General features: G+C 53.2%; 16 protein-coding genes and 1 tRNA gene. 11 read left to right on the forward strand and 6 right to left on the reverse strand.

Features of this window, described 5'->3' with window-relative positions; genetic code table 11:
- Positions 1-66 precede the first annotated feature (66 nt).
- Positions 67-513: a Fur family transcriptional regulator gene (locus RBB81_RS17130; protein WP_179584066.1), complete on the forward strand. Its 447-nt coding sequence runs from the start codon at positions 67-69 to the stop codon at positions 511-513.
- A gap of 177 nt (positions 514-690) precedes the next feature.
- Positions 691-2,934 (forward strand): catalase/peroxidase HPI, encoded by a 2,244-nt coding sequence (katG, locus tag RBB81_RS17135; RefSeq protein WP_353071477.1) that lies wholly within the window; start codon positions 691-693, stop codon positions 2,932-2,934.
- Positions 2,935-3,799: 865 nt separating this feature from the next.
- Here katG and RBB81_RS17140 read toward each other — a convergent pair.
- The 3 genes from RBB81_RS17140 to RBB81_RS17150 all read right to left on the reverse strand — a co-directional run bounded on the left by RBB81_RS17140 (position 3,800) and on the right by RBB81_RS17150 (position 8,315).
- Entirely contained in the window at positions 3,800-5,506 is a 1,707-nt protein-coding gene (locus tag RBB81_RS17140) for a hypothetical protein (RefSeq protein WP_353071478.1), read from the reverse strand.
- A 579-nt stretch (positions 5,507-6,085) separates the two neighbouring features.
- Positions 6,086-7,495, reverse strand: coding sequence for a CRISPR-associated endonuclease Cas1 (cas1, locus tag RBB81_RS17145; RefSeq protein WP_423248027.1), 1,410 nt, complete (start codon positions 7,493-7,495; stop codon positions 6,086-6,088).
- 238 nt (positions 7,496-7,733) lie between these two features.
- Entirely contained in the window at positions 7,734-8,315 is a 582-nt protein-coding gene (locus RBB81_RS17150) for a hypothetical protein (protein WP_353071480.1), read from the reverse strand.
- 315 nt (positions 8,316-8,630) lie between these two features.
- On the opposite strand from RBB81_RS17150, the gene RBB81_RS17155 reads away from it, so the two are divergent.
- From RBB81_RS17155 to RBB81_RS17185, 7 genes are all read left to right on the forward strand, one after another.
- Complete coding sequence (locus tag RBB81_RS17155; protein ID WP_353071481.1) at positions 8,631-9,038, forward strand: hypothetical protein; 408 nt, start codon at positions 8,631-8,633, stop codon at positions 9,036-9,038.
- A complete protein-coding gene (locus RBB81_RS17160) occupies positions 9,035-9,526 on the forward strand; it encodes a hypothetical protein (protein WP_353071482.1) in 492 nt (163 codons plus the stop codon). Before RBB81_RS17155 ends, RBB81_RS17160 begins: the two co-directional genes overlap by 4 nt.
- Before the next feature lie 126 nt (positions 9,527-9,652).
- Positions 9,653-12,565, forward strand: coding sequence for a DNA polymerase (locus RBB81_RS17165; RefSeq protein ID WP_353071483.1), 2,913 nt, complete (start codon positions 9,653-9,655; stop codon positions 12,563-12,565).
- 438 nt (positions 12,566-13,003) lie between these two features.
- Positions 13,004-13,660, forward strand: a complete 657-nt coding sequence (locus RBB81_RS17170) for a hypothetical protein (RefSeq protein WP_353071484.1) — start codon at positions 13,004-13,006, stop codon at positions 13,658-13,660.
- A gap of 200 nt (positions 13,661-13,860) precedes the next feature.
- The gene (locus RBB81_RS17175) at positions 13,861-15,477 is read left to right on the forward strand and encodes an alpha/beta fold hydrolase (RefSeq protein ID WP_353071485.1); all 1,617 of its coding nucleotides are present in this window, start codon (positions 13,861-13,863) and stop codon (positions 15,475-15,477) included.
- Between the two features lie 11 nt (positions 15,478-15,488).
- A complete protein-coding gene (locus RBB81_RS17180; protein ID WP_353071486.1) occupies positions 15,489-15,812 on the forward strand; it encodes a hypothetical protein in 324 nt (107 codons plus the stop codon).
- 8 nt (positions 15,813-15,820) lie between these two features.
- On the forward strand, positions 15,821-15,970 hold the full coding sequence (locus RBB81_RS17185; RefSeq protein ID WP_353071487.1) for a hypothetical protein: 150 nt from the start codon (positions 15,821-15,823) through the stop codon (positions 15,968-15,970).
- 218 nt (positions 15,971-16,188) lie between these two features.
- Here the strand turns inward: RBB81_RS17185 and RBB81_RS17190 are convergent, their stop codons facing one another.
- The 3 genes from RBB81_RS17190 to RBB81_RS17200 form a co-directional block, all read right to left on the reverse strand.
- Complete coding sequence (locus RBB81_RS17190; RefSeq protein WP_353071488.1) at positions 16,189-16,920, reverse strand: hypothetical protein; 732 nt, start codon at positions 16,918-16,920, stop codon at positions 16,189-16,191.
- A gap of 363 nt (positions 16,921-17,283) precedes the next feature.
- Complete coding sequence (locus tag RBB81_RS17195) at positions 17,284-18,450, reverse strand: hypothetical protein (protein ID WP_353071489.1); 1,167 nt, start codon at positions 18,448-18,450, stop codon at positions 17,284-17,286.
- Positions 18,451-18,883: 433 nt separating this feature from the next.
- Positions 18,884-19,285: a hypothetical protein gene (locus RBB81_RS17200; protein ID WP_353071490.1), complete on the reverse strand. Its 402-nt coding sequence runs from the start codon at positions 19,283-19,285 to the stop codon at positions 18,884-18,886.
- 272 nt (positions 19,286-19,557) lie between these two features.
- Between RBB81_RS17200 and RBB81_RS17205 the strand changes: the two genes are divergently transcribed.
- Both RBB81_RS17205 and RBB81_RS17210 read left to right on the forward strand, forming a co-directional pair.
- Positions 19,558-19,631: transfer RNA gene (locus RBB81_RS17205), tRNA-Gln, on the forward strand.
- 164 nt (positions 19,632-19,795) lie between these two features.
- Positions 19,796-20,299 (forward strand): DUF1572 family protein, encoded by a 504-nt coding sequence (locus tag RBB81_RS17210; RefSeq protein WP_183788020.1) that lies wholly within the window; start codon positions 19,796-19,798, stop codon positions 20,297-20,299.
- Positions 20,300-20,579: the final 280 nt, after the last annotated feature.

Consider the following 20,579-nt stretch of genomic DNA (forward strand, 5'->3'; position numbering starts at 1 on the left):
GCAGCAGAGTCGTTACGCTCCGTCACTCCTTGACGAACAAGAATAATTATCGTTTACTAGCTCTTGATGCAAGCCTCTCCCACCGTCGAGACCCGTCCCTTCCGTGAACTTTGTGCGGATCACGGACTCACCGCGACCCACCAGCGCCAGGTTCTCTACGAGGTGATGCAGACCATGCCTGGCCACCCCAGCCCGGAAGAGGTCTACGCGCGGGTCAAGAAGCGTATACCAGCGATCTCCCTCGCGACGGTTTACAAAAACATTCATCTCTTCGTCGAAAGAGGCGTGCTAAAAGAAGTCAGCATGCACCACGGCTCCCTCCGAGTCGAGCTGAACAGCCACCTCCACCACCACATGGTCTGCTCGCATTGCAAGGCCATCACCGACATAGAAGAAAAGGATCTCGGCGTCCTCCCGGCACTGCAACGGTTGCCCGGGGGGTTTCAGGCGGAACGCTTCGCTATCGACGTCATCGGAATCTGTGCCGCGTGCCAGAAAGCAAAACGCAGCTAACACCATTCGCTCGCTAACCGAACTTAAGAAGTTGCAATATGCCGAAGGCTATCGAAGCAAATATTTGATCCACCGGCGCCAGCTCTGCGGCGGTAATAACCCGAACTCGCAAACCGTTGGCCCTCGCGGCCCAATCGTGGGATGGATTTCCCCGGCAATGAGAACGAAGGAGCGAAAATGTCAGAAGAAATGAAATGCCCGGTACCACACGGCAACGGCCCAAGCGCAAACATCACCGCCACAGAGACTGCCTCGCCCATGCATGGCGCTGTCACGCACAACTCGCGCAAGATCACGCGCAACGAGCATTGGTGGCCCGACCGCCTCGACCTTGCCATCCTGCACCAGAACACCAAACTGGCCGATCCCATGGGCCAGGACTTCGACTACGCAGCAGAGTTCAAAACTCTCGACCTCGACGCCGTCATCAAAGATCTCCACGCCCTGATGACCGACTCGCAGAGTTGGTGGCCCGCCGACTACGGCCACTATGGCCCGTTTTTCATCCGTATGGCATGGCACAGCGCAGGCACGTACCGCACCCATGATGGCCGCGGCGGCGCAGGCATGGGCACGCAGCGTTTTGCGCCGCTCAACAGCTGGCCGGACAATGTCAGCCTCGACAAGGCTCGCCGCCTGCTTTGGCCCATCAAGCAGAAGTACGGCAAGAAGATCTCCTGGGCCGATCTCATGATCCTTGCCGGCAACGTCGCGCTCGACTCGATGGGCTTCAAGACCTTCGGTTTCGGCGGCGGTCGCGCTGACGTCTGGGTGCCGCAAGAAGATATCTTCTGGGGCTCGGAGAATACGTGGCTCGGCAGCGATCGTTACCAGGGTGAGCGTAATCTCGACAACCCCCTCGCCGCCGTGCAGATGGGACTTATCTACGTAAACCCGGAAGGCCCCGACGGCAAGCCCGACCCGGTCGGTTCGGCACGCGACATTCGCGAGACCTTCGGCCGCATGGCCATGAACGATGAAGAGACCTACGCTCTTATCGCCGGCGGCCACACCTTCGGCAAAGGCCATGGCGCATACGACCCCGGTCCGAACGTGGGCCCCGAACCCGAAGGCGCACCCATCGAGCAGCAGGGCTTCGGATGGAAGAACGGTAAGGGCAAAGGGCACTCGGAAGACACCATCTCCTCCGGCCTCGAAGGCGCATGGACCAGCAGTCCTACCAAGTGGGACAGCGAGTACCTCGACAACCTCTACAACTACGACTGGGCGCTAAAGAAAGGCCCCGGCGGCGGATGGCAGTGGTACGCCGTGAACGAGGAAGCCAACATTCCTGACGCGCACATCAAGGACAAGAAGCACCTGCCCATGATGTTCACCTCGGACCTCGCACTCAAGTTCGATCCCGCCTACGAAAAGATCGGCAAGCGCTTCCAGAAGGAACCCGCCGCGTTCGCTGACGCCTTCGCTCGCGCATGGTTCAAGCTCACTCACCGCGACATGGGCCCCATCGTCCGCTACCTTGGGCCTCTGGTTCCCAAAGAGGAGTTGATCTGGCAAGACCCCGTCCCCGCTGTCGATCACGAACTCATCGGCGAAGCGGAGATTGCCGCACTCAAGGCGAAGATTCTCGCCTCAGGCCTCTCTACCTCGCAGCTGGTCTCAACTGCCTGGGCGGCAGCGTCGTCGTTCCGCGGCTCTGATAAGCGCGGTGGAGCGAACGGTGCGCGCATTCGCCTCGAGCCGCAGAAGAGCTGGGAGGTGAACCAGCCTCTGGTGCTCGCAACGGTTCTCAACACACTCGAGGGATTGCAAAAGGACTTCAACGCGACAGGCAAAAAAGTCTCGCTCGCCGACTTGATTGTTCTGGGCGGTTGCGCTGCGGTTGAAGCGGCTGCGAAGAAGGCCGGATACGACGTCAGCGTCCCCTTCGCGCCTGGCCGCACGGACGCTTCGCAGGATCAGACCGACGTTGAGGCCTTCGCCCCGCTGGAGCAGACGGCCGATGGCTTCCGCAACTACCTCCGACTGGGACACACCGAACGGGCTGAAGCGCTGCTCCTCGACCGTGCGCAGTTGTTGACTCTAACCGCTCCTGAGATGGCTGTCCTCGTTGGTGGCCTGCGCGTTCTCGGTGCCAACTTCCGTGGCTCGAAGAACGGTGTCTTCACCACGCAGCCCGAGACGCTGACGAATGACTTCTTCGTCAACCTGCTCGACATGGCGACCGACTGGAAGGCATCTTCTACCTCGGAGGGCTCGTTTGAGGGGTTAGATCGCGCGACAGGTGAGATTAAGTGGATCGCCACTCGTGTCGACCTGATCTTCGGTGCCAACTCTCAGCTCCGTGCGATCGCGGAAGTCTACGCATCGGCCGACTCAAAGGAGATCTTCGTGAAGCATTTCATTGCCGCGTGGAGCAAGGTCATGAACCTCGACCGCTACGACCTGCGCAAGGCGTAATTCGTAGGTTGGGCCTAAACTCCGCAAACAAAGGGTCTCCGATCAGGAAGTCGAAGTCGTACGCCGTCGCGCTCTGCGTTGGCGGTGAAACTCGCGGAAGCGGGCTGGAGGGCCTGCACTTGAAGACCCTTTGAGAAGCTGATCTCCTTTCAGGCTGGTTGACCAACTATTGACCAATTTCGCCTCTTTGAATGCTTGAAGAAAAATCTTTGCAGGAACGGTGTGGCCCTTGAATTCGTTCTAGCTGCCGCGCTGGATCTTTCAAACATGGGATTTCAGGGATGGAAGATCGCCTTAGAGCTAGTGTCAAAAGCTTACAAGCAGGGGGCGACTACGGAACCTTATGATTATTAAGATTCTGCAAGGCCGCGGAAGGAGCTGATTGCAACGCTCCTTAGGTCTTTACGCCGGAGTGAGTCCGGGTAGGGCAGTTTTGGAGCCCTCTGTCTCCTATCCCCGTCAGCCGTTGACGGGATAGGAGACAGAGCACTTCAAAACTGCCCTCTTCGGTTGTCTAGAGGAGCGCATCGGCGATTTACCGCTCTTCGAGAACCTCGATTTCGCTCTCTATGTCCAAATGACGAGAAGAGCCTTTATCGGGACTGATCGGTTCCATGCGAAGGGGTGAGGCGGTTCTAAGACGGCCACGAAGATAATTCAGTGCGGCCCGAATGCATTACGTTTTAGGTAAATCTCACATCGCAAGCAAGCGCTAGGTGCAACCCGCTCCGAGTAGCCGGAATTCAGCGCTTATTCGTTCCGCGCGCAATTAGGAATTGGAACTCACGGAGGTTAGAACTGTGGCACACATCCTGTCAGCCCGGTCTGCTCGTCCTATCCTCCGTGCCTGTTATTTCTTTTTAGCTCATTTAGGGGCAGGCAATAAAGTAAAGGTGGCATCCGATGCTCCCTTTACCGCCTTCCCGTCTATCAGCACGGACACCGTATACGCCCCAGCGGCCTTGCCCGTGAACGTCGTTGCCGTATAGGGCAGGCTCAAGCTAACTTCCGTATTGGAATCATTGGTGGAATCTACTTTCAGTGCTATCACAGTCTTGGCGTCCGCCGACGTCAAATCAACCTCGCTCACCGGCTTCTGTCCCTCGTCCATCATCTTCAAGTGGGTACCTTTGATCGTCAGCGCCCCTGCCGCCGTAACCGGAAGCTGTAGCTGATTTTTATCGATGGAAGTTATTACCGGGTACGGCTGTACTTTTATAATTTGCTCCGTAGCTTTGCTGAGCTTCTGACTATCTATCCATTTCACATTGTAAGTCGTCCCGTTGAGAGCCCGAAGGTCATCCCCTTTGAAGACAGCTGTAGCTGAGGTCGAGTCACCTTGCTTTACGGTAACTGGAGCCGTGGCACCCACGGTATCGGTCGCATCTCTCGCATTCTGCAATTCCAGGCTCACCACCTGTTCCAGATTTTTACCCTTCAGATTGCAAGTCACACTAGCGGGAGCCGCGCTCTTGGCCGCGTCGCCGCCCAGGTCCAGCACCTTCGCCCCGTTCTGACAATCCAGACTATCGATCGCCGGAACCAGTGCGTCGTCTCCCGTGGTATGCACCCCGGCGACTACTACGAACGAATGCCGCCGGAACTCCAGGAGCGCGTCCGGGCCCCACTCCTTGTAAGCGACTGGCTTTGGATTGCCCGGTCCCCAAGGTTTCTTATTTGTAGGGTGTGCGCCTTGAGCGGTCGTGCAGGCTTGAGTAGTCGGCCCCCCTCCCGGTACCTGCGTCGCCTGTTCGACCCACCACGACTGCTCCAGCGGTTTCGATGGAATAAATGTCACGAACATAGCGACGCCGTTTTTTGGAACCACCGTCCGTGTCTGCCCTGACGAGGAAAATGTTAAGTCGCTGATCCGATTTAGCTGATCCACCGTGTAGTCCGGAAAGATAGCCTTACCCGCCGGAATGAGCGCCGAGAACACCGCTAGTCCCCTTGCGAAATCGGCCGACCCGAAGCCCACCGCGGCTCCGGCGATGGTTGTAATCCCTTCCAGGACGCGAATGGTGAAGTTGCGCGGATCCGTACTCTGGTTCCGAATTGCCATGGCCCGTACTAACAGCTTGTCCCGCCCGGCATCGAACTGCTCCTTCGTCCCGCACGGGTCCGTATCTACGGCCAGTTCCACGTTGTGCAACTGAAACTCCTTGTCTCCGTTCAGATTTCGCGCAACGACCTGGTAAGCGACGTAATTCTTCGCAATAGCAAGCCCGAAGGTCTGGTTCGTTTCCTGGTAGGTCAACGGAGAGATCGAGCAAGCGACATCCGTCGGAGCGCTGAAGCTCGCAGCCAATGCGTCGTTCGTCACTGTCTTTACGGCGGTCGCCGTCGCCTGCTTTGCTGCCGCCGGAACCTTCGCCAGTGAATCGCTCAGGGTCGTTGCTATCGAAGTCTGCGCCTCCTTCGCATCCAAGCCCACCAAACTATTCGACCGAAGATTGGCCTTGAGCGTATTACCTGCATCCTCTCCCAATGTCTTATTCTTCATCAGTGCATCCACCGTGGTCGTCGCAGCTGCAGTCGTTTTTTCCGCACTGTCCGAGTCCAAAATCTTCATCGGAGGCTTCAGCCGAAATGTTGCCAGCTGATCCGGCGTGAACAGGCACGCAACGTAGTCGTTTACCGAGGGTTCACTCTTAGGAGTTGCTCTAGATACGCTGCTCTTGCCAGTATCTCCGGCGGCCTGCTCACTCTGCGGATATGCTATGCCGCAAACGCAAAAAACGACCGCTGCCACCCTGGCTGCAAAAAACACGCTTACCTTCATTGTTCCAAACCTCTCTATGGGTTGAAGAAGAATCGCAGGCGCACGCTGATAGGCAGCGACGCTATAGTCGGCCAACATGTAAGTACCGAAGACAAAGCAAGTGAACCCTGGATAGCGTTAGTAGTTATACCATCAGAGTGTCGCCCTCACGAGAATGACTTATAAACATTAAAATATTCAGTCTCCACCGAGACAAATCTCAGTATCGGTGCGACTCCATTAGTCGCAATGCCGGGAACCTCGGAAGAGCGGGCTGGATTGGTCATGCCAAGTCGGCTTGTATTTACCGATCGCTAGTGCTGCAGAGTCTCATTTGGCGACATTCGCGATAACAGGCCGATGCACTCATCCAGCTCTTAGCTTGCACTCCTATTTCGACTCCCCAGTGAGTTTTGCCAAACTCATCCAATGGCGTGGATGTGGCACGCGGCCCTGTCGAATTTCGCCTGCATAGCCTCGCGAAACTGCAAGTTGGCGCGTTATCTCGCTGCAAGATAGAGAAGAGATTTGCGGCTGAACCTTCTCGGCATAGAACTCTGCCGTCAGCCAGGATGGTTGATCTGAAGGTGACCATTCCCGGATATTTGTTTGATTCGCAATCTGTGTCTTGGACCGCTTACCTTGCGCATTAGATGAATGAGAAACGACGCGACCCTCTGTTGCGACTTTTGTAAGCCGCTGCTTCGACTCTTCAACTGAACAGCCTCTGCACTTCTCATTTGCATTGATGATAGGACTGCCGCAGTCACTACAAACGTTCTGCAGGGCCATCGGGTTCTTTGACGCCACAAACGGATTTCCGCCTCGGATGTCACGCTTGTGGTTCTGTGTCAGTCGAGTGGCCGGAGTCGCTCGACGTGTTTTGGTCGTTGACGCAATTTCCTTCACAGTCCACTCAGCAACTGGAGCTACTAAGCGAGCCCAAGTCGAAGTCGTTTCCGCAAGTTGACTTGCCAGGTCTGCCATCAAACGACAATTTCCGTTGCGCTCTTCGAAGAACCAGGTTCTCTTGAGAGGCTGTTTCAAAATTCGCCTGAGAACATAGGCATCCACATCCGGCCGGATAACCTCCATTAGATCGCACGCCAGGCTGTCTCGGTTGATTGTATCCATGTGCAAAACTCCCATCTCTGGATCAAGTCCAAGAGCCGCAACAGCGAGACGACACTCCGTCTCCAACAGCGCATAGAGATAGTTCAGGATCGCGTTGACGGGATTTACCGCGAGTCGAGAAGATCCTGAAAGGGCAGACGCGCGCGAGCCAAACTTTCGCCAGTGTTCCGGTACGCGAGTCAACTCTTTATCTGGGAATTTGACCGGGACTGTGCGCCAAGCTTTCCAATAGATTTTGGCTGCGCGTAACTCAACAGATCTGATCTCATCAAGCGTTTCGACTTCAGCCAATTCAGAGCGAATCTCCTTGATCTGTGCAGATACCGCTTCATCGTTTAGGAAGTCGTCCCCTGCTACGCGCTCTTGACCCGCAAGTTTTCGATCGATCAGTTCTCGACTGATCCGAAACGCTGCACCGGAATGATGGGCTAATGCTTGGGCGCGTCGTAAACGGATGTCCGACGGTCGAACCGGACCTGTTGTCGCAAGAACATCACCATTCCGCTCCAGCATCACGAACGATGCATTCTGATCGGCGAGCCAACGTAAGGCTGCAAGTGATACAACGCCATCTGCGCCAATCACGACCAAGCGCTCAAGTCCGTGTCCGACTCGTGAAAAGCGCCCTTTGTAACGATCAGAGCCAACTCCATCTTCGATGATCAAGTGTCCGCGCTCAACGCGAACACTAGTGCCGTACCCATAGAGGACGATGACACCTCTTCGAGATCGCATCGAGGACGAGCTGATTTTGCTTGATTGCGAAACAAATTCGCTAGATTTGCGCAAGGGTGCCACTTGCGCTACGGTCACTGTAGCTGCCATCGGAGTCACGTCTCCCTGGTGGTCAGGACTTATCGTTTGCTCGCAACAAGCGGTAAGTCCGTCTGTAAACCATATCTTATCAGACAGATGCGACGTATTTACCTCTATCTGCCCAAATCTTTTCGATCATCCGCTTTGACATCTTCCATTTCTGCGCGGCGCGTTGTTGGGCATCTCCTTTCGACACACCCTTCGCATGGAGCCCGATAATTTCAGCGCAGATTTTGCGGCATATTGCCTCGCTGGGCATCTTTGACTTTCTGCCACCGGTCCGCCGCTGAGGTAGAGCTTTTGTCAATTCTTGTGCCGCTAAACGGTGAGTGGGAAGAAATTCCTTGAACAGAAACTTGAAGAATTTTTCGATCTCTGGAACTGCTTCCTCAGGAAGACTGGCGAACACTGTGCTGAATTTTTCTCGGGTATCAATCATCCCTAGAATCTCGTAGTACTGCGTCGGATCGACAGTATCTCGCTCATTCGTCGAATATGCCTCTCTCGCAATCCTATGCATCCATGCCGCAGGCGATGTGCTCTTGTCTAGAAACTGCGGACGTAGAACTGCGATAGCTTCCTCGTAGCTCTTCGTGCCACTCATTCGACAAAAGAGCTCAACTACTTGATCGAGCATCGGTTTAAATTTCTTCTGTGTTTCTAGTTCCATTTCGCAACAACTGCCCCCGACCAGTTTAGGCGAAATTTCGTCATAACTCTCACGGGATTGTATCGGCGGATCTCGTAGGGCAGAATCCGCACAATGAAACGTAAACCTCAGAAGCAACCAAGTTCTACGAAGAAGGCCACGCCCTCGCTCAATCGCCCCCCACGGGCTGCGAAGTCGAGGCCAAAAGCTAAGGGACTTCCCAGCAATTCGCGAGCGAAAGCGAGGCTCGCTGCTCCTCGCACGGAAGCCCAGTATCTAGCCAAACCAGAAAGATTCAAGGATACCTGGGACCAAGTCCTTGGCGTGGTCTCAAAGATGCGACGCGAAAAGGTGTCGCTCACCCAAGCGTCGCGCGACGCTGGCATCAGCCCACGTACCGTAACCAGGTGGGGCAAAACAGCGCTGCAAAAACAGAAGAACGGCAAATACGCGGCTAAGAAATCAGACAGTCTGCTGCGACTGGTCATGATCCCGACACCTGACGGAAAGCGCGACATTGCAGTGAGGGGTTCTAAACAGGTGACGCTGCTTGCAGAGTATTGGAACGCGCTCCATCGCTACTTGCAGACTGGCGATGCATCGCGACTCAAGAAGTTCCAGGGCAAGTACATCAGAGATGCGAATGGCGTGGACATTCCGCTGTCGGTCGATCTCAGTGCATTGAACCGATTGGGGTCCGCTGGTGTTTTGTCGTTTGAATCCCTGTACGCGAGGACCACATGAAAAATATGCAGCCGCAACCAAACCCAATCAAGGCCTACCAACGCAAGTCGACTGCTGCGCGCCGTGTAGGAAAAAATACTCGCTGCACGTGCGGGGAGACACGAATTGAAGCTCTCGTAGGAAGTAGTGGTATCTGCATTGAATGTCATCGTAAGGCAACGGGACGTTCTATCTACGATAAACATCACGTTGCCGGAAAGGCGAACAGTGATATCACGGTGAAAATACCGGCAAAAGATCATTGGGCGATATTGAGCGTGGCCCAATACGACTGGCCTAAAGAGACGCTCGAAAACCCTACGGGCTGTCCGCTGCGAGCTACAGCGGCATGCATTAGGGGATTCATCGACACGGTTCGTTACCTAATGGAGAGTTTGTTGCATTGGATCACCGATTTGCTGGAGATGCTCAGCGCACTTCTAGTCGAACGGCTAGGACCAGACTGGTGGTTAGGAACACCGATATCTCAATTTGCCAGGAAAGGATAAGACCAAATGTCACAAATTACATCACTCCCGATAGCAGTGCGCGTATTTCCGGAGATTGAAACTTCCGCAACCGAAGTTCCACGAGCAGCGACCCAGAGGCACAAGACGTGGAGAAGGCCCGACGCCATGCTGGTTTTCGATACGGAGACCCGCATTGATGCCACTCAACGACTGACATTTGGAAGCTATCGATTCATTTTGGGCGGGGAGTGTCAGGAAGAGGGATTATTCTTCCCGAACGATTTACCAGACCAGGACCGCAAAGTTCTTGAACGCTACGCTGCGGAGCACCCAGCAGAAGCCGCCAATAAAGAACTGAAGCTGCTTAGTTTGCAGCAGTTTCTTTCGAAGTTTTTTCAGGCTGTCTACAAGGGCCGCTGCCTTCTGGTCGGCTTTAATCTTCCGTTCGACCTGGCGCGGATCTCTCGCGACGCCACCGCAGCGCGTGGTCGGTTCGCTGGGGGCTTCTCCCTGGGACTCTGGTCCTATATTGATGAGTCCGGCAATGAACTCGAAGACCGGTTCAGGCCAAGGGTGGGTATAAAACACATTGATGGAAAACGAGCTCTCAAGGGATTCACTGCTCGCAACGGATGCGATCTTTCGGATCTCATTCCTGATGGATCGCCAACCGGTGACCCTGAGGAAGGATATAAATTTCGTGGGCATTTTCTGGATTTGAGAACGTTGGCCTTCGCTTTAACGGATCGGGGATATTCTCTGGCCGATGCGTGCAAAGCATTCGAAGTTGAACACGGAAAGCAACATGCCGAACACAATGGTGAAATTACAAGCGAATACATCGACTACAATCGGCGAGACGTTTTGGCCACGGCAGAATTGGCGGAAAAGCTGCTTACGGAGTTCGATAAACATCCGATAGAGCTGCAGCCAACAAAGGCATATTCACCAGCTTCGATTGGTAAAGCTCACCTGCAAGCAATGGGAATAAGGCCAATTTTGGAGCGACAGCCCGATTTTCCGAAGAAATATCTCGGGTTCGCTCAATCCGCGTTTTTTGGTGGACGCACCAGCGCACATATTAGAAAAACTCCAGTACCGGTGGTTTATACCGATTTTCTTTCGATGTATCCAACCGTGAATATCAATATGGGTCTCTGGGAATTCGTGACGGCTCGGGAAATCACAATTGATGCCCACTGCGAAAAGGAAATAACAGATTTCCTTAATTGCGTTTCGGCTGATCACTTATTTAATCCGGATACCTGGAAAAATCTCGCGGCGTTTGTCCAAATAATCCCCGACGGCGATATTCTGCCTTCCAGAAGCAAATACGCCACTGCAAGCAATGATTGGCAGGTCGGCGTAAATCACATCTACAGCGACGTAGAGAACTCGACTGCGCTCTGGTTTGCATTACCTGATGTCGTTGCGTCCGTGATTATAACTGGCCGCGTTCCGAAGATCGTCGCTGCCTTTCGGTTGAAGGCGAAGGGCAAATCTAAGGGACTAAATCCAATTACTCTCCGCAAGGTGATCAAGGTTGATCCTCGCCATCAGGATCTCTTCAAGGTCGTCATTGAGGAGCGCAAAAGATTGGATTTTGGTACCGACATGTCAAAGTCTGAAAAGAGTCGCCTGGACAAAGCACTCAAAGTGCTCGCGAATTCCACAAGCTACGGCATTTACGCGGAGATGAACCGGCAGGAATCGGATGAGAAGGTAGATGTCCTTTGTCACGGTATTGATCCAGAGCCGTTTACCTGCAAGGTCAAACATCCAGAGATCCCGGGCAAATATTGTTTCCCACCCCTTGCTGCTCTGATTACAAGCGCTGCACGGCTCATGCTGTCCCTGCTGGAGCATTGCGTGTCCGAGAAAGGAGGAACGTATGCGATGGAAGATACCGACTCGATGGCAATCGTGGCAACAGAGCGCGGCGGACTCATTCCGTGTCCAGGCGGATCGTATCTAAAAGATGGCCAGCCCGCGATCAAAGCCCTCTCGTGGAAAGAGGTTGAAGGAATTGCTAAGCGGTTTGAGGCTCTCAACCCTTACGATCGGGATGCTATACCCGGATCAGTCCTGAAAATCGAAGGCGACAACTTCGATCCGAAAACAGGCAAGCAGCGGCAACTTTACTGCTTTGCCATCTCCGCGAAACGGTACGCCCTGTTCCTCAAAGACAAACATGGAAAACCGGAACTGCTTCGGAAAGATGTCAACAACGACGAGGATAGATGGTCAGAACATGGTCTTGGGCATCTACTAAATCCAACCGATCTCGAAAGTGACGACCGGAAATGGGTAGGACAGGCGTGGCTCAATATGGTGCGCAACTCGCTGGGGATTCCCACAGGGAGTCTAGGATTCGAAGATCTGCTTGCTGTCGGCCGCGTCACCGTAAGTAGCCCCGCTGTCATCCGACCTCTGGCCAAGCTTAATGAGGGCGTACCCTATTCGGGACAGGTCAAGCCCTTCAATTTTTTGTTGACTTGCCACGTAAAGCCGTTCGGTCATCCTAAAGGAGCGGACCCTGAACACTTCCACCTCATAGCGCCATACAACAACAAGTCGTCTCAGTGGCTCAAGATGGATTGGATCGATCAGTATACGGGGGACAGTTATAGGATTACGACCTCCGGACACACAGGAAGCGCGCGAACGGCTTTGGTCAAAATGTATGGGGACGTTCTTCGTGAATATGAATTTCACCCTGAATCGAAATGCGCAGATGCAACGGGAAATCCCTGTGACAAGCAGACAGTCGGATTGCTCCAACGTCGACACGTTCGCATCGATCAGATCAAATACATTGGCAAAGAATCCAATCATCTCGAAGATGTCGATGCGGGGGTCGTTCATTTCCAGGAAAGCGTCTACACAGAATACGTCGACCCGAGTCGGGATGAGTGGAATACTAAGGTACTGCCTGCGATTAAATTGTTACCGTTGACCTACTTGGTCAATGAGAGTGGACTTTCCCGACGTGCACTGATGAATATTCGCGCAGGACGCAGCAAGCCCCATGCCAAGAATCAGGAGCGTTTACAGGCTATTTTCCGCAATGGTGCTTAAGGGCATTTGATGGACGCAATCGAACTTCTCAGTAATAAGCCAATTCACCCGCCGCTAACGAGTATTCCCTCAAGGTCGAATCGGCTCAGGCCGTGTTCGAAGTGTGGGGTGCGGTTTGGAACTCGGGATTTATGCTCCCATCTGCCGCCGTGCGACCAAGTATAAAGAAAACACTAGGCGTGTCGTCCGGGGCATGGTAAAAAGAATCGCTCCAATGAGTGATATTCATGGCCGATTTAATTATTTCGAAAAACCCCAGCCGGACCATGTAAGGCTACACAAAATGGTCGCAAGGTAGCTGCGGGAGACACTCAGCAAACGGCCAATAACGCCGCCAGGGCGAGACCGAATGATTCCATTATGGCCCAGCGTCAACGGAAAACTGCAAACGGATCTCGCGATCAGCTTCGATGAATCTACGCAGAATGAGACTAGTCAATGGAAAATAAAGTCGGCTTCTGGAGAGGGTTTTATAACGTGATCTTCAGAGGCAAAGCAGCCATGTGGAATGGAATATTCGCTTTGCTCTTGGTCGTATTCACCTGCTTGTTGTATCGGGTTTCTGATCAGACTGCGGCCGCAAATGTCGCAACCCAACGTGCCTTCATTTCGTTCTCCGGCGTAGGTGGGCAAAATATCAGTGACCCGACAGGGAAAACTCTAGTTGGTATGTCACTTTCTCCCGTGTGGCAGAATAGCGGTACAACACCAGGCCGAGACGCTATTTCTCAGGTCAATTGGCAGGTTTGGCCAACCGATATACCTGAGGGATTCACTTTCCCCGATAACTCAAGTGTTGAGAGGCGAAAGTTTGTCATAGGTCCCAAAACCCCTCTTGCCCTCCAGATGGGGGGAATCCCAATAGAGCAATTCGATCAGGTCCGGCAACGTAAGTTTAGGCTCTTCGTTTTTGGTTGGGTACGTTATCGCGACATCTTTCCTGACACTCCGGTTAGGCTCACCGAATTCTGTTCCGAGATCGTAAACATCGCAAGTACTAAGGCTGACATGACCGATCCAACTAATAATTTCAGTTGGGCCGCTCAAGGGTGCCGAGAGTACAACTGCTATGACGAAGAGTGTCCGGACTATTAGGCAAAGTTGAAAGAGCATCTCTAAACTTTGATGACATCTATTCTGCCCAGGTCAAAATATGACTTCGAAACGCCTACGCCCGCATGTAGTTCTCACGCTGAGCACCTGGCTCACATGACAACTTGACCAAAATTACCGCAGTCCCGGGTGCATATGGCATAGTTCTATCGTCAGCATTTTAGCTTAGTGCCGAGGGTCCATTGTCTGAAACCTTAATCGACGGCGTTCTTTTTCGGGAGTTCCTCGGTCCCGGACCGCTACCTCTTACGGATCGAGCGATAGTGTTCGTCCACGGTTATACGGGAGACGCGGACAGCACCTGGAGGGCTAGAAACGCGCAATTATCCTTCTACGAATTACTGGCATCTGATCCGGCTTTTTACGACCACCACGTCCTCCGTTTTCAGTACCAATCGAAGAAACTTCGCCCGCCAGCCATTCCAAACATTGCGGACCAATTGATCCAAGCCTTAGTGGGGTTGCCCTACCGGAGAATCATCTACATAGCCCACAGCATGGGAGGGTTGGTCGTCATGCATGCGATCCTCAGGTCGCTCGAAAAAGGAAAGACAGGAAATGTTGCCGGCCTATTGCTTTACGGCGTTCCAATGAGTGGTGTCGAATGGCTCAAATTTGCCCGAAGTGTACTGACAGGGGCGGAACTGGTATATCCCCACGTCGGTCTGGTCTCTAAGTTTATCGGGGGCAATAAGCAGTTGGCAGCTTTAACCGAAGACAGCGAATTCATAGAGTCCCTTACAGGCCGCTGGGCCTGGCGTGTGCTCAATGGAGGAGATCCGGGCATTGCAACTGCTCAACGGGCATTTTTCCCCGTCCGGGTCATCACCGGCAATGATGACTGGGTCGTAAAGGAGAGTTCCGCGCGTGGACTCTATGCCGAGATTGACTGGGAAAATGCCGATCAAGATCACATCAACCTCGTGAAGCCATCGAGCTTCCAGGCTCCAACTTATCTGTCTGCTGCTCGCTTTATCCAGGAAAGCAAAAGTTGGATTTCTCCCGCTTTGCTCGTCAAGCTCCGAACACAGATGGATCAGATTTGGGAAATGCGCAAGGAAGAAACGATCTCGAACTGGATATTCGACTTGGAGTTCGATAACTCGTCCGCCGCGACGGTCATGAGCGGGGAACGAGGAAATAATCTCGGGGCAGGCCTAGTTAACTTCTCAATCTTTCGGGTCACTCGTTGTGAATACGTTCGAAAAATTCCTCAGCCTGTCTTGAAATTCGGCTTTGCGGTTGGGCACATTCTTGCCGACTCTGTTTGGACGAATAACTTTGTCTTTCTCCATCGCTGCAACATGAGTGCCCTTCCGTCTGAGCTTTCCAATCGGCTCCAAAATACCATTCGTGAATTACTCCGTACGATGACGGCTGAGGTTGCATGGGGCAGGCTATTCGACGAAGTGAGGCTTGTGGTGCATGACCTTGCTACGGGTGTTCGTCATGAATTGCACCCGGGAGTTTTTACACGAGGCGATTTTTCGCTGATTCGTGACTACACCCTTCCCGAGGATGCTAACCATTTGGTCGGGAAGGAGGCAACGATTGAAGTCAGTTTTAGCAGCGTCATGCCGACGGCTAGCTGCGATTACACGGCTAGCTTCCCCTGGCTTTGCGATGGCTTCAGATTCAATGTTTTTGTGCAGGGAGAGCCCCGCTATCTGCTGCACAGCGTGGGCTTACGAGGGGCCGCAGCGATTCAGGTGAATCGTGAACATCAGAGTAGGCTTCAGTGTTCGTCTGAAGACCTGATCCTTCCCGGTTCAACATTGCAATTTGAATGGCGTTTTTGACTGGAGATGAAATGAATGGGACGGGAAAAAGCGGATTTCAGATCGATCAGAGCGGCGAAGCCAACTTCATCGCTGGTACGGGCACGACGGTTGGCCTGTCCTTGTGGAGTCTTTCAGGCGCGAGTAGTCTGACTACGGTTATATATGGCGGTCAGTTGATCGCGATACAGGACAACAATTTTGTGCTGATAATTCTTGACGGCGTCAATGAACTGCAAGTCTCAGTAGCTAATTACAACCATGAGACTGTGGAGCTACGCGATGCTAGCGGCCTTGTTCTGGCGCATTTTGATTCAGACGCAGTGAGCTTCACAATCAAGGGAAAACACCACTAGGAGGCCAGTTGAACGGAACAGGTAAACACGCAAAGAAAGCAGCGAAAAAAGCTCCGGCTAAGAAAGCTCCAGCTAAGAAAGCTCCAGCTAAGAAGGCACCAGCGAAAAAAGCACCCGCCAAGAAGGCCCCGGCAAAAAAGGCAGTGAAGAAAGCGTAGTACCTGCAAATTGAACGGGCGTCGCGCGGAAGCGTAACGCCCGTATTTATTCCCACGCCATCATCGATGACAGCTCAATTCTATGCAAAAAATTCAGCCGCGCATCTTCTCCACTGGCCGCGATAGCAATTCAGGCAACTAGAATGGACGAGTATTGTGCAAATTCGTCTATGAAGTTGGTAAGAGCTCGAGGCTGGATTGGTGTGGTCGTGCTTTTCCTAGACATGCGAAAAACCTTCCTCGCCTTCAGCCTTGGATGTTCGCTCCGCTGTCTGATGTAGCGCGGTTCCGTTCATTGAATCACTCCCACCCTGCCGCCACTTCATACCAATCAAAGCGTCATTCGACGCGCTTAGCCCTGCACGTGGTCCAAGAACCATGCCCCAACACAGCAGTCCAAAGCCAAATTGTGTGGCGAACAGAAAGAAATCTTCATCTGGCTTACAGCCTGATTTATACGCAAAACGATTCCCATAATCCTTGATGTTCGAACGGTTGCCCACTTTCAGGTCAGGTAACACCCGTTTGAAGTAGTCTGTTAGATTTTCTGTTCCTCGTCGCTGAATTTGATGAATCGCAGTAAAGAATCTGTCTGTCGGCTGCATGATCCGTTTCATTTCGCGGTAGTAGAGCGCGTGGGCCAGCTTTATTCCAATTACCTCAATGGACTCCTTCATAGCAGGCGTCATTTCTACGGAGACCGCTACTGGAGAGGGAGTAATGATGTGACCTGCACGGAACATCGGCTCACCACTCGCAGGATTCGGCAAGGCGTCAGGCCAACGCATTTCAATTTGGCCGCGATGCTGGTTGAATCTGGCAATGTCCGCAGGACTTCGGTTCGCTTCGTTGAAATCCATCAACATCGAGCAAAAACCAAAGATGGTGTCCTGTTTTGATGTCCTGTTATTGCACTCCTCACAAGCTGGAAACTCGAAATCTTCCGGCATTAATTCTCTGGGAAAGCATGCTCGTGGTGGCACGTGATCCATAGTTGTGGCGGGACGCCCACCCCCGCAGAAGCAACACCTCGGATTCTCCCGAAAGAACCTTCCTCTCTTTCTGCGCTTTTCTCCCATGTTTGCAAACTCTCCATACAGAACTACATGAAACCATGAATCTGATCTCATCATCGTGTCCATGATTCCGGCAGTTCCTCCCAACGCTTGGTTCAGTTTGGCGATTTTTATACTGATCTCAGCTGCCACGTACGTTCTTTCGCGTGGTAAGCAAGACCACGGACAACGGATCGTGTCAGAGGACCTTAGGTGATCGACATCTCAATCCGTTCTTGTTCCGCTGAATTTGCGATCTCACTTCTTCTCGGGAAACAAGACGGCGTCCTTTGGCTCCTGCATGACCGAAAGAATATTCTCGGCTACTTTCTCAAGTAGTTTCGTCCCCCAGAATGGATCGTCCTTGTCGTAATAAATAACGCGCACGTGACGAAGATCGAATGGTACATCGCCCTCATTCGCTTTGGAGCATACTAGGATGACAGGCTTGTGAAGCGCGTGAGCGAGACCAAGTTCATAAAGCACATTGGCATTCCGGTTCGTCAGCTCTGCCAATAGAACCCGGGCCGAAGTGATGCCCTTCCATATTTGATCAATGATTTTTCCCGTGCCGTAGAGGTCCGCATCGGCCCGGTCTGCCTTTAGTTTGGCCTTCTCAATCGCAGGTTTATAAATGCTGTCGTAGTAACCACCAATAGGATTGGCGAACGGCATCATTACGAAACAGGCGTCATCAGCTGCCACCGTCAACCCCTTTGATAGTTTCTTAATCTGCTCCTCGCCGACCTGTGTACTGGTATCTGCTGGCGACGACACATCCAGGACACGGAACTTGCCGTTGCTCAGTTCTTCCAGAAGTTCCGCTTCCTTCAGCGTCGTGGTGAATACCTTGATGAACTCAACTACCTGGTCACGGGGAACGCTGAATGAATCCACCAATGTATTGACGAGGAATTCGGAGTCAGGAAGATTTTCGCTGCGATATTTCGTGTAAACCTCGGAAATAACCGGGGCGTTCATTACGGCCTGGCGCAGCGCGATGAGCTTATCTTTTGGGTCTTGTGGACGAACAATCTTGCGAGTTAGATCAGTCGGTTTGATCTGTCCGGGAGAAGGACGTTCTAGCAGCCCATACTTAAGGGCTGAACTGATCTCAACGGCAGTCTCACCAGTCCAACCAATTTTGGCGTAACCTGCACCCTCGCGGTCAGTGCAAGCTTCTCCAGCGTTCTGATCGATGATCGCTTGCGGGATTCTGAGGCTATCTAGGATTGAGTCTTTGGGATACTTTACCTTCCCGCCCCGAGCACCACCTCCAGCTGCGGCTTTCTTCTTTGCAGCCTTTTTCTTCTTAATGGTGGCGGCCTTTTTCTTTATCGGCTTCTTTGTGGGAAGTGTGCCTCCGACTTCTGATTCGAGAACGACGGTGTTGGGCTCTTGTTGCCCTTTATCGGTTTTAGCCACGAAAAGACTCCTGGTGGTGGGGACAAATCTATTTCAGTGAGGGTTCGCGGATCATTCTACTCTGCTTAGCACGGCAGACCAAGGGCGTCACAAGGATTGACTTCTAATGAGATTGATATCCGGAAATGGAATCACCCACAGCGGAGAGTCCACGGCCAGAGCCCCAGCGTACCAAGAAATGGAGAAGACCCGCCGCCATGTTGGTGTTCGATACGGAGACGCGGGCCGCCACTCGACTACCGGCATTTAGCCAGGTCGATACTCGCTACTCTAGGATGATCTGCCCACCATCCTCTAATCGAATGTCTCGGATATCAACGCGGCGGATTCGTCCCTCGATCCAGGCCCGGTGACCGTACTCTTAGTTTTGGATATTTGTCGATGTCAATGGTCATTGAGACAGACCGATAATCCTCGTCAGGAGAATCGAAGGTCACGTGCCAAGCGCCCCGGGGTCCTCGTCAACTGATGAGAAAATGACTGGCCAACTCACTGTCAAACCTACATAGTTCTTTGGAATTAGATTTCTGTCGTAGGGTTTTGCAGCGAGGATTGCGTTGGCAATCTCGATTATGCTTGGCCTCGTCGCTATCTTTCCGTGGAAGAGCTCGGGTGTGGAAGAGACTCCGTAGTAGTTATGGACGGTTCCCTGCTGCTGTGTGATGTACGTGCCCACCGCCAGAGAGTGAGAAACGTCTCCTGTCTGGACTACGATATTGCCACTGGTCTCAGGAGTAGCGTCAGGCTTCTTTACCCACCACCTCCCCTTACCGATGACCGCACCGGCTATGGTCGCGACAGCGGCGATGATGGCCGCCTTGATGGAATTGTCCATATAGCGAAAGTCTAGTCTCGGCGACCGATCGACTGCCACTACTTCTTTTTTCGAATCCGCTGGTCTAGACAGACCCCAAATACCTTTTCCTCCCAATCCGGTGCCAAATTGCCGGGTTGCTTGTGGACGCAGATTGCAGGGGGGCAGTTTTGAGGCCCTCTATCTCCTATCCCCGTCAGCCGTTGACCTTATCTCCCTCACCTCGTACACTCGTAAAAGGCAGTCAGCGAACACCCTGTTCGCGACGCGACAGCGCACCACGCTAAGCACTTTGCCCCCTAGTTCAATGGTAGAACAGTCGGCTCTGAACCGATCAATCGGGGTTCGAATCCCTGGGGGGCAACCAACCACGTACTTCCTCGCACTCCTCTAACGAGACGGTTCGCTTACGATCTATGTTCAATCCACTCCGACGGAAGGCGACAAGCGCCAACTGGTTGCCTGCACCGAATACCAGGAGCTACTCGCAGAGCGGGATTCAGGCGCTGTGGGGCGGGTTAGAATGCTCGGATGACTACGACGCTTGATGCTGTTGCTGCCGATTTTCTTGATGTCTCCTGCCGGAGGCTCGACATGATGAGGGAGTGCCTTGAAGCTTGTCTGCGAAGGCTGACCTACGATCAGGTGTGGCAGCGAAAGGGGGCGCATGAGAATGCTGTGGGAAATCTTGTGCTTCATCTTTGCGGGAATGCGCGGCAGTGGGTGATGCATGGGGTGGGTGGGGCGGCCGATGTGAGGGTTCGGGATGCGGAGTTCAGCGCAGAGGGTGGGATGAGTGGGGCGGAGTTGATTGCGCTGTTTGAATCGACGCTTGCCGAAGCGAAGGGTGTGATCGCGGCGGTGCCGGCGGAGCGGCTGGTGCAGAGGATTACTCCGCAGGGTCGGGATGTGAGCGTGTTGGAGGCGATCTACCAGGTGGTCGGGCATGTGCAGCAGCATGTGGGTCAGATTATTTTGCTGACTAAGCAGATGACCGCTGGGGATCTCGATCTTACGATTCCTCGTCCCCGATAGCGCGGGATACCCCTCCCCTCCCCCAGGGTATCTTGCAGAGAAGTTATTTGTTTTGATCAGCTTGCGCGGCGGTGCTGCCTGCAAAATATTGATTGCAGGGGAGTTGCCTACAAAATACTTATAATCAATAAGTTAGGGAGAGATACGGCCGGTCCGAACAAAAGCTTTTCTGTTTCGACTTGAAGTTTTCTATTTCTTCTTCAAGTATAGTTCGGCGAGGTTAACTCATGTGCCACGCGAATGTTGTTTGTCTAGAGCGACTTAGAGTGGAGTGGGGCTT

The sequence above is a fragment of the Tunturibacter gelidoferens genome (genome assembly GCF_040358255.1).
Lineage (GTDB): Bacteria > Acidobacteriota > Terriglobia > Terriglobales > Acidobacteriaceae > Edaphobacter > Edaphobacter gelidiferens.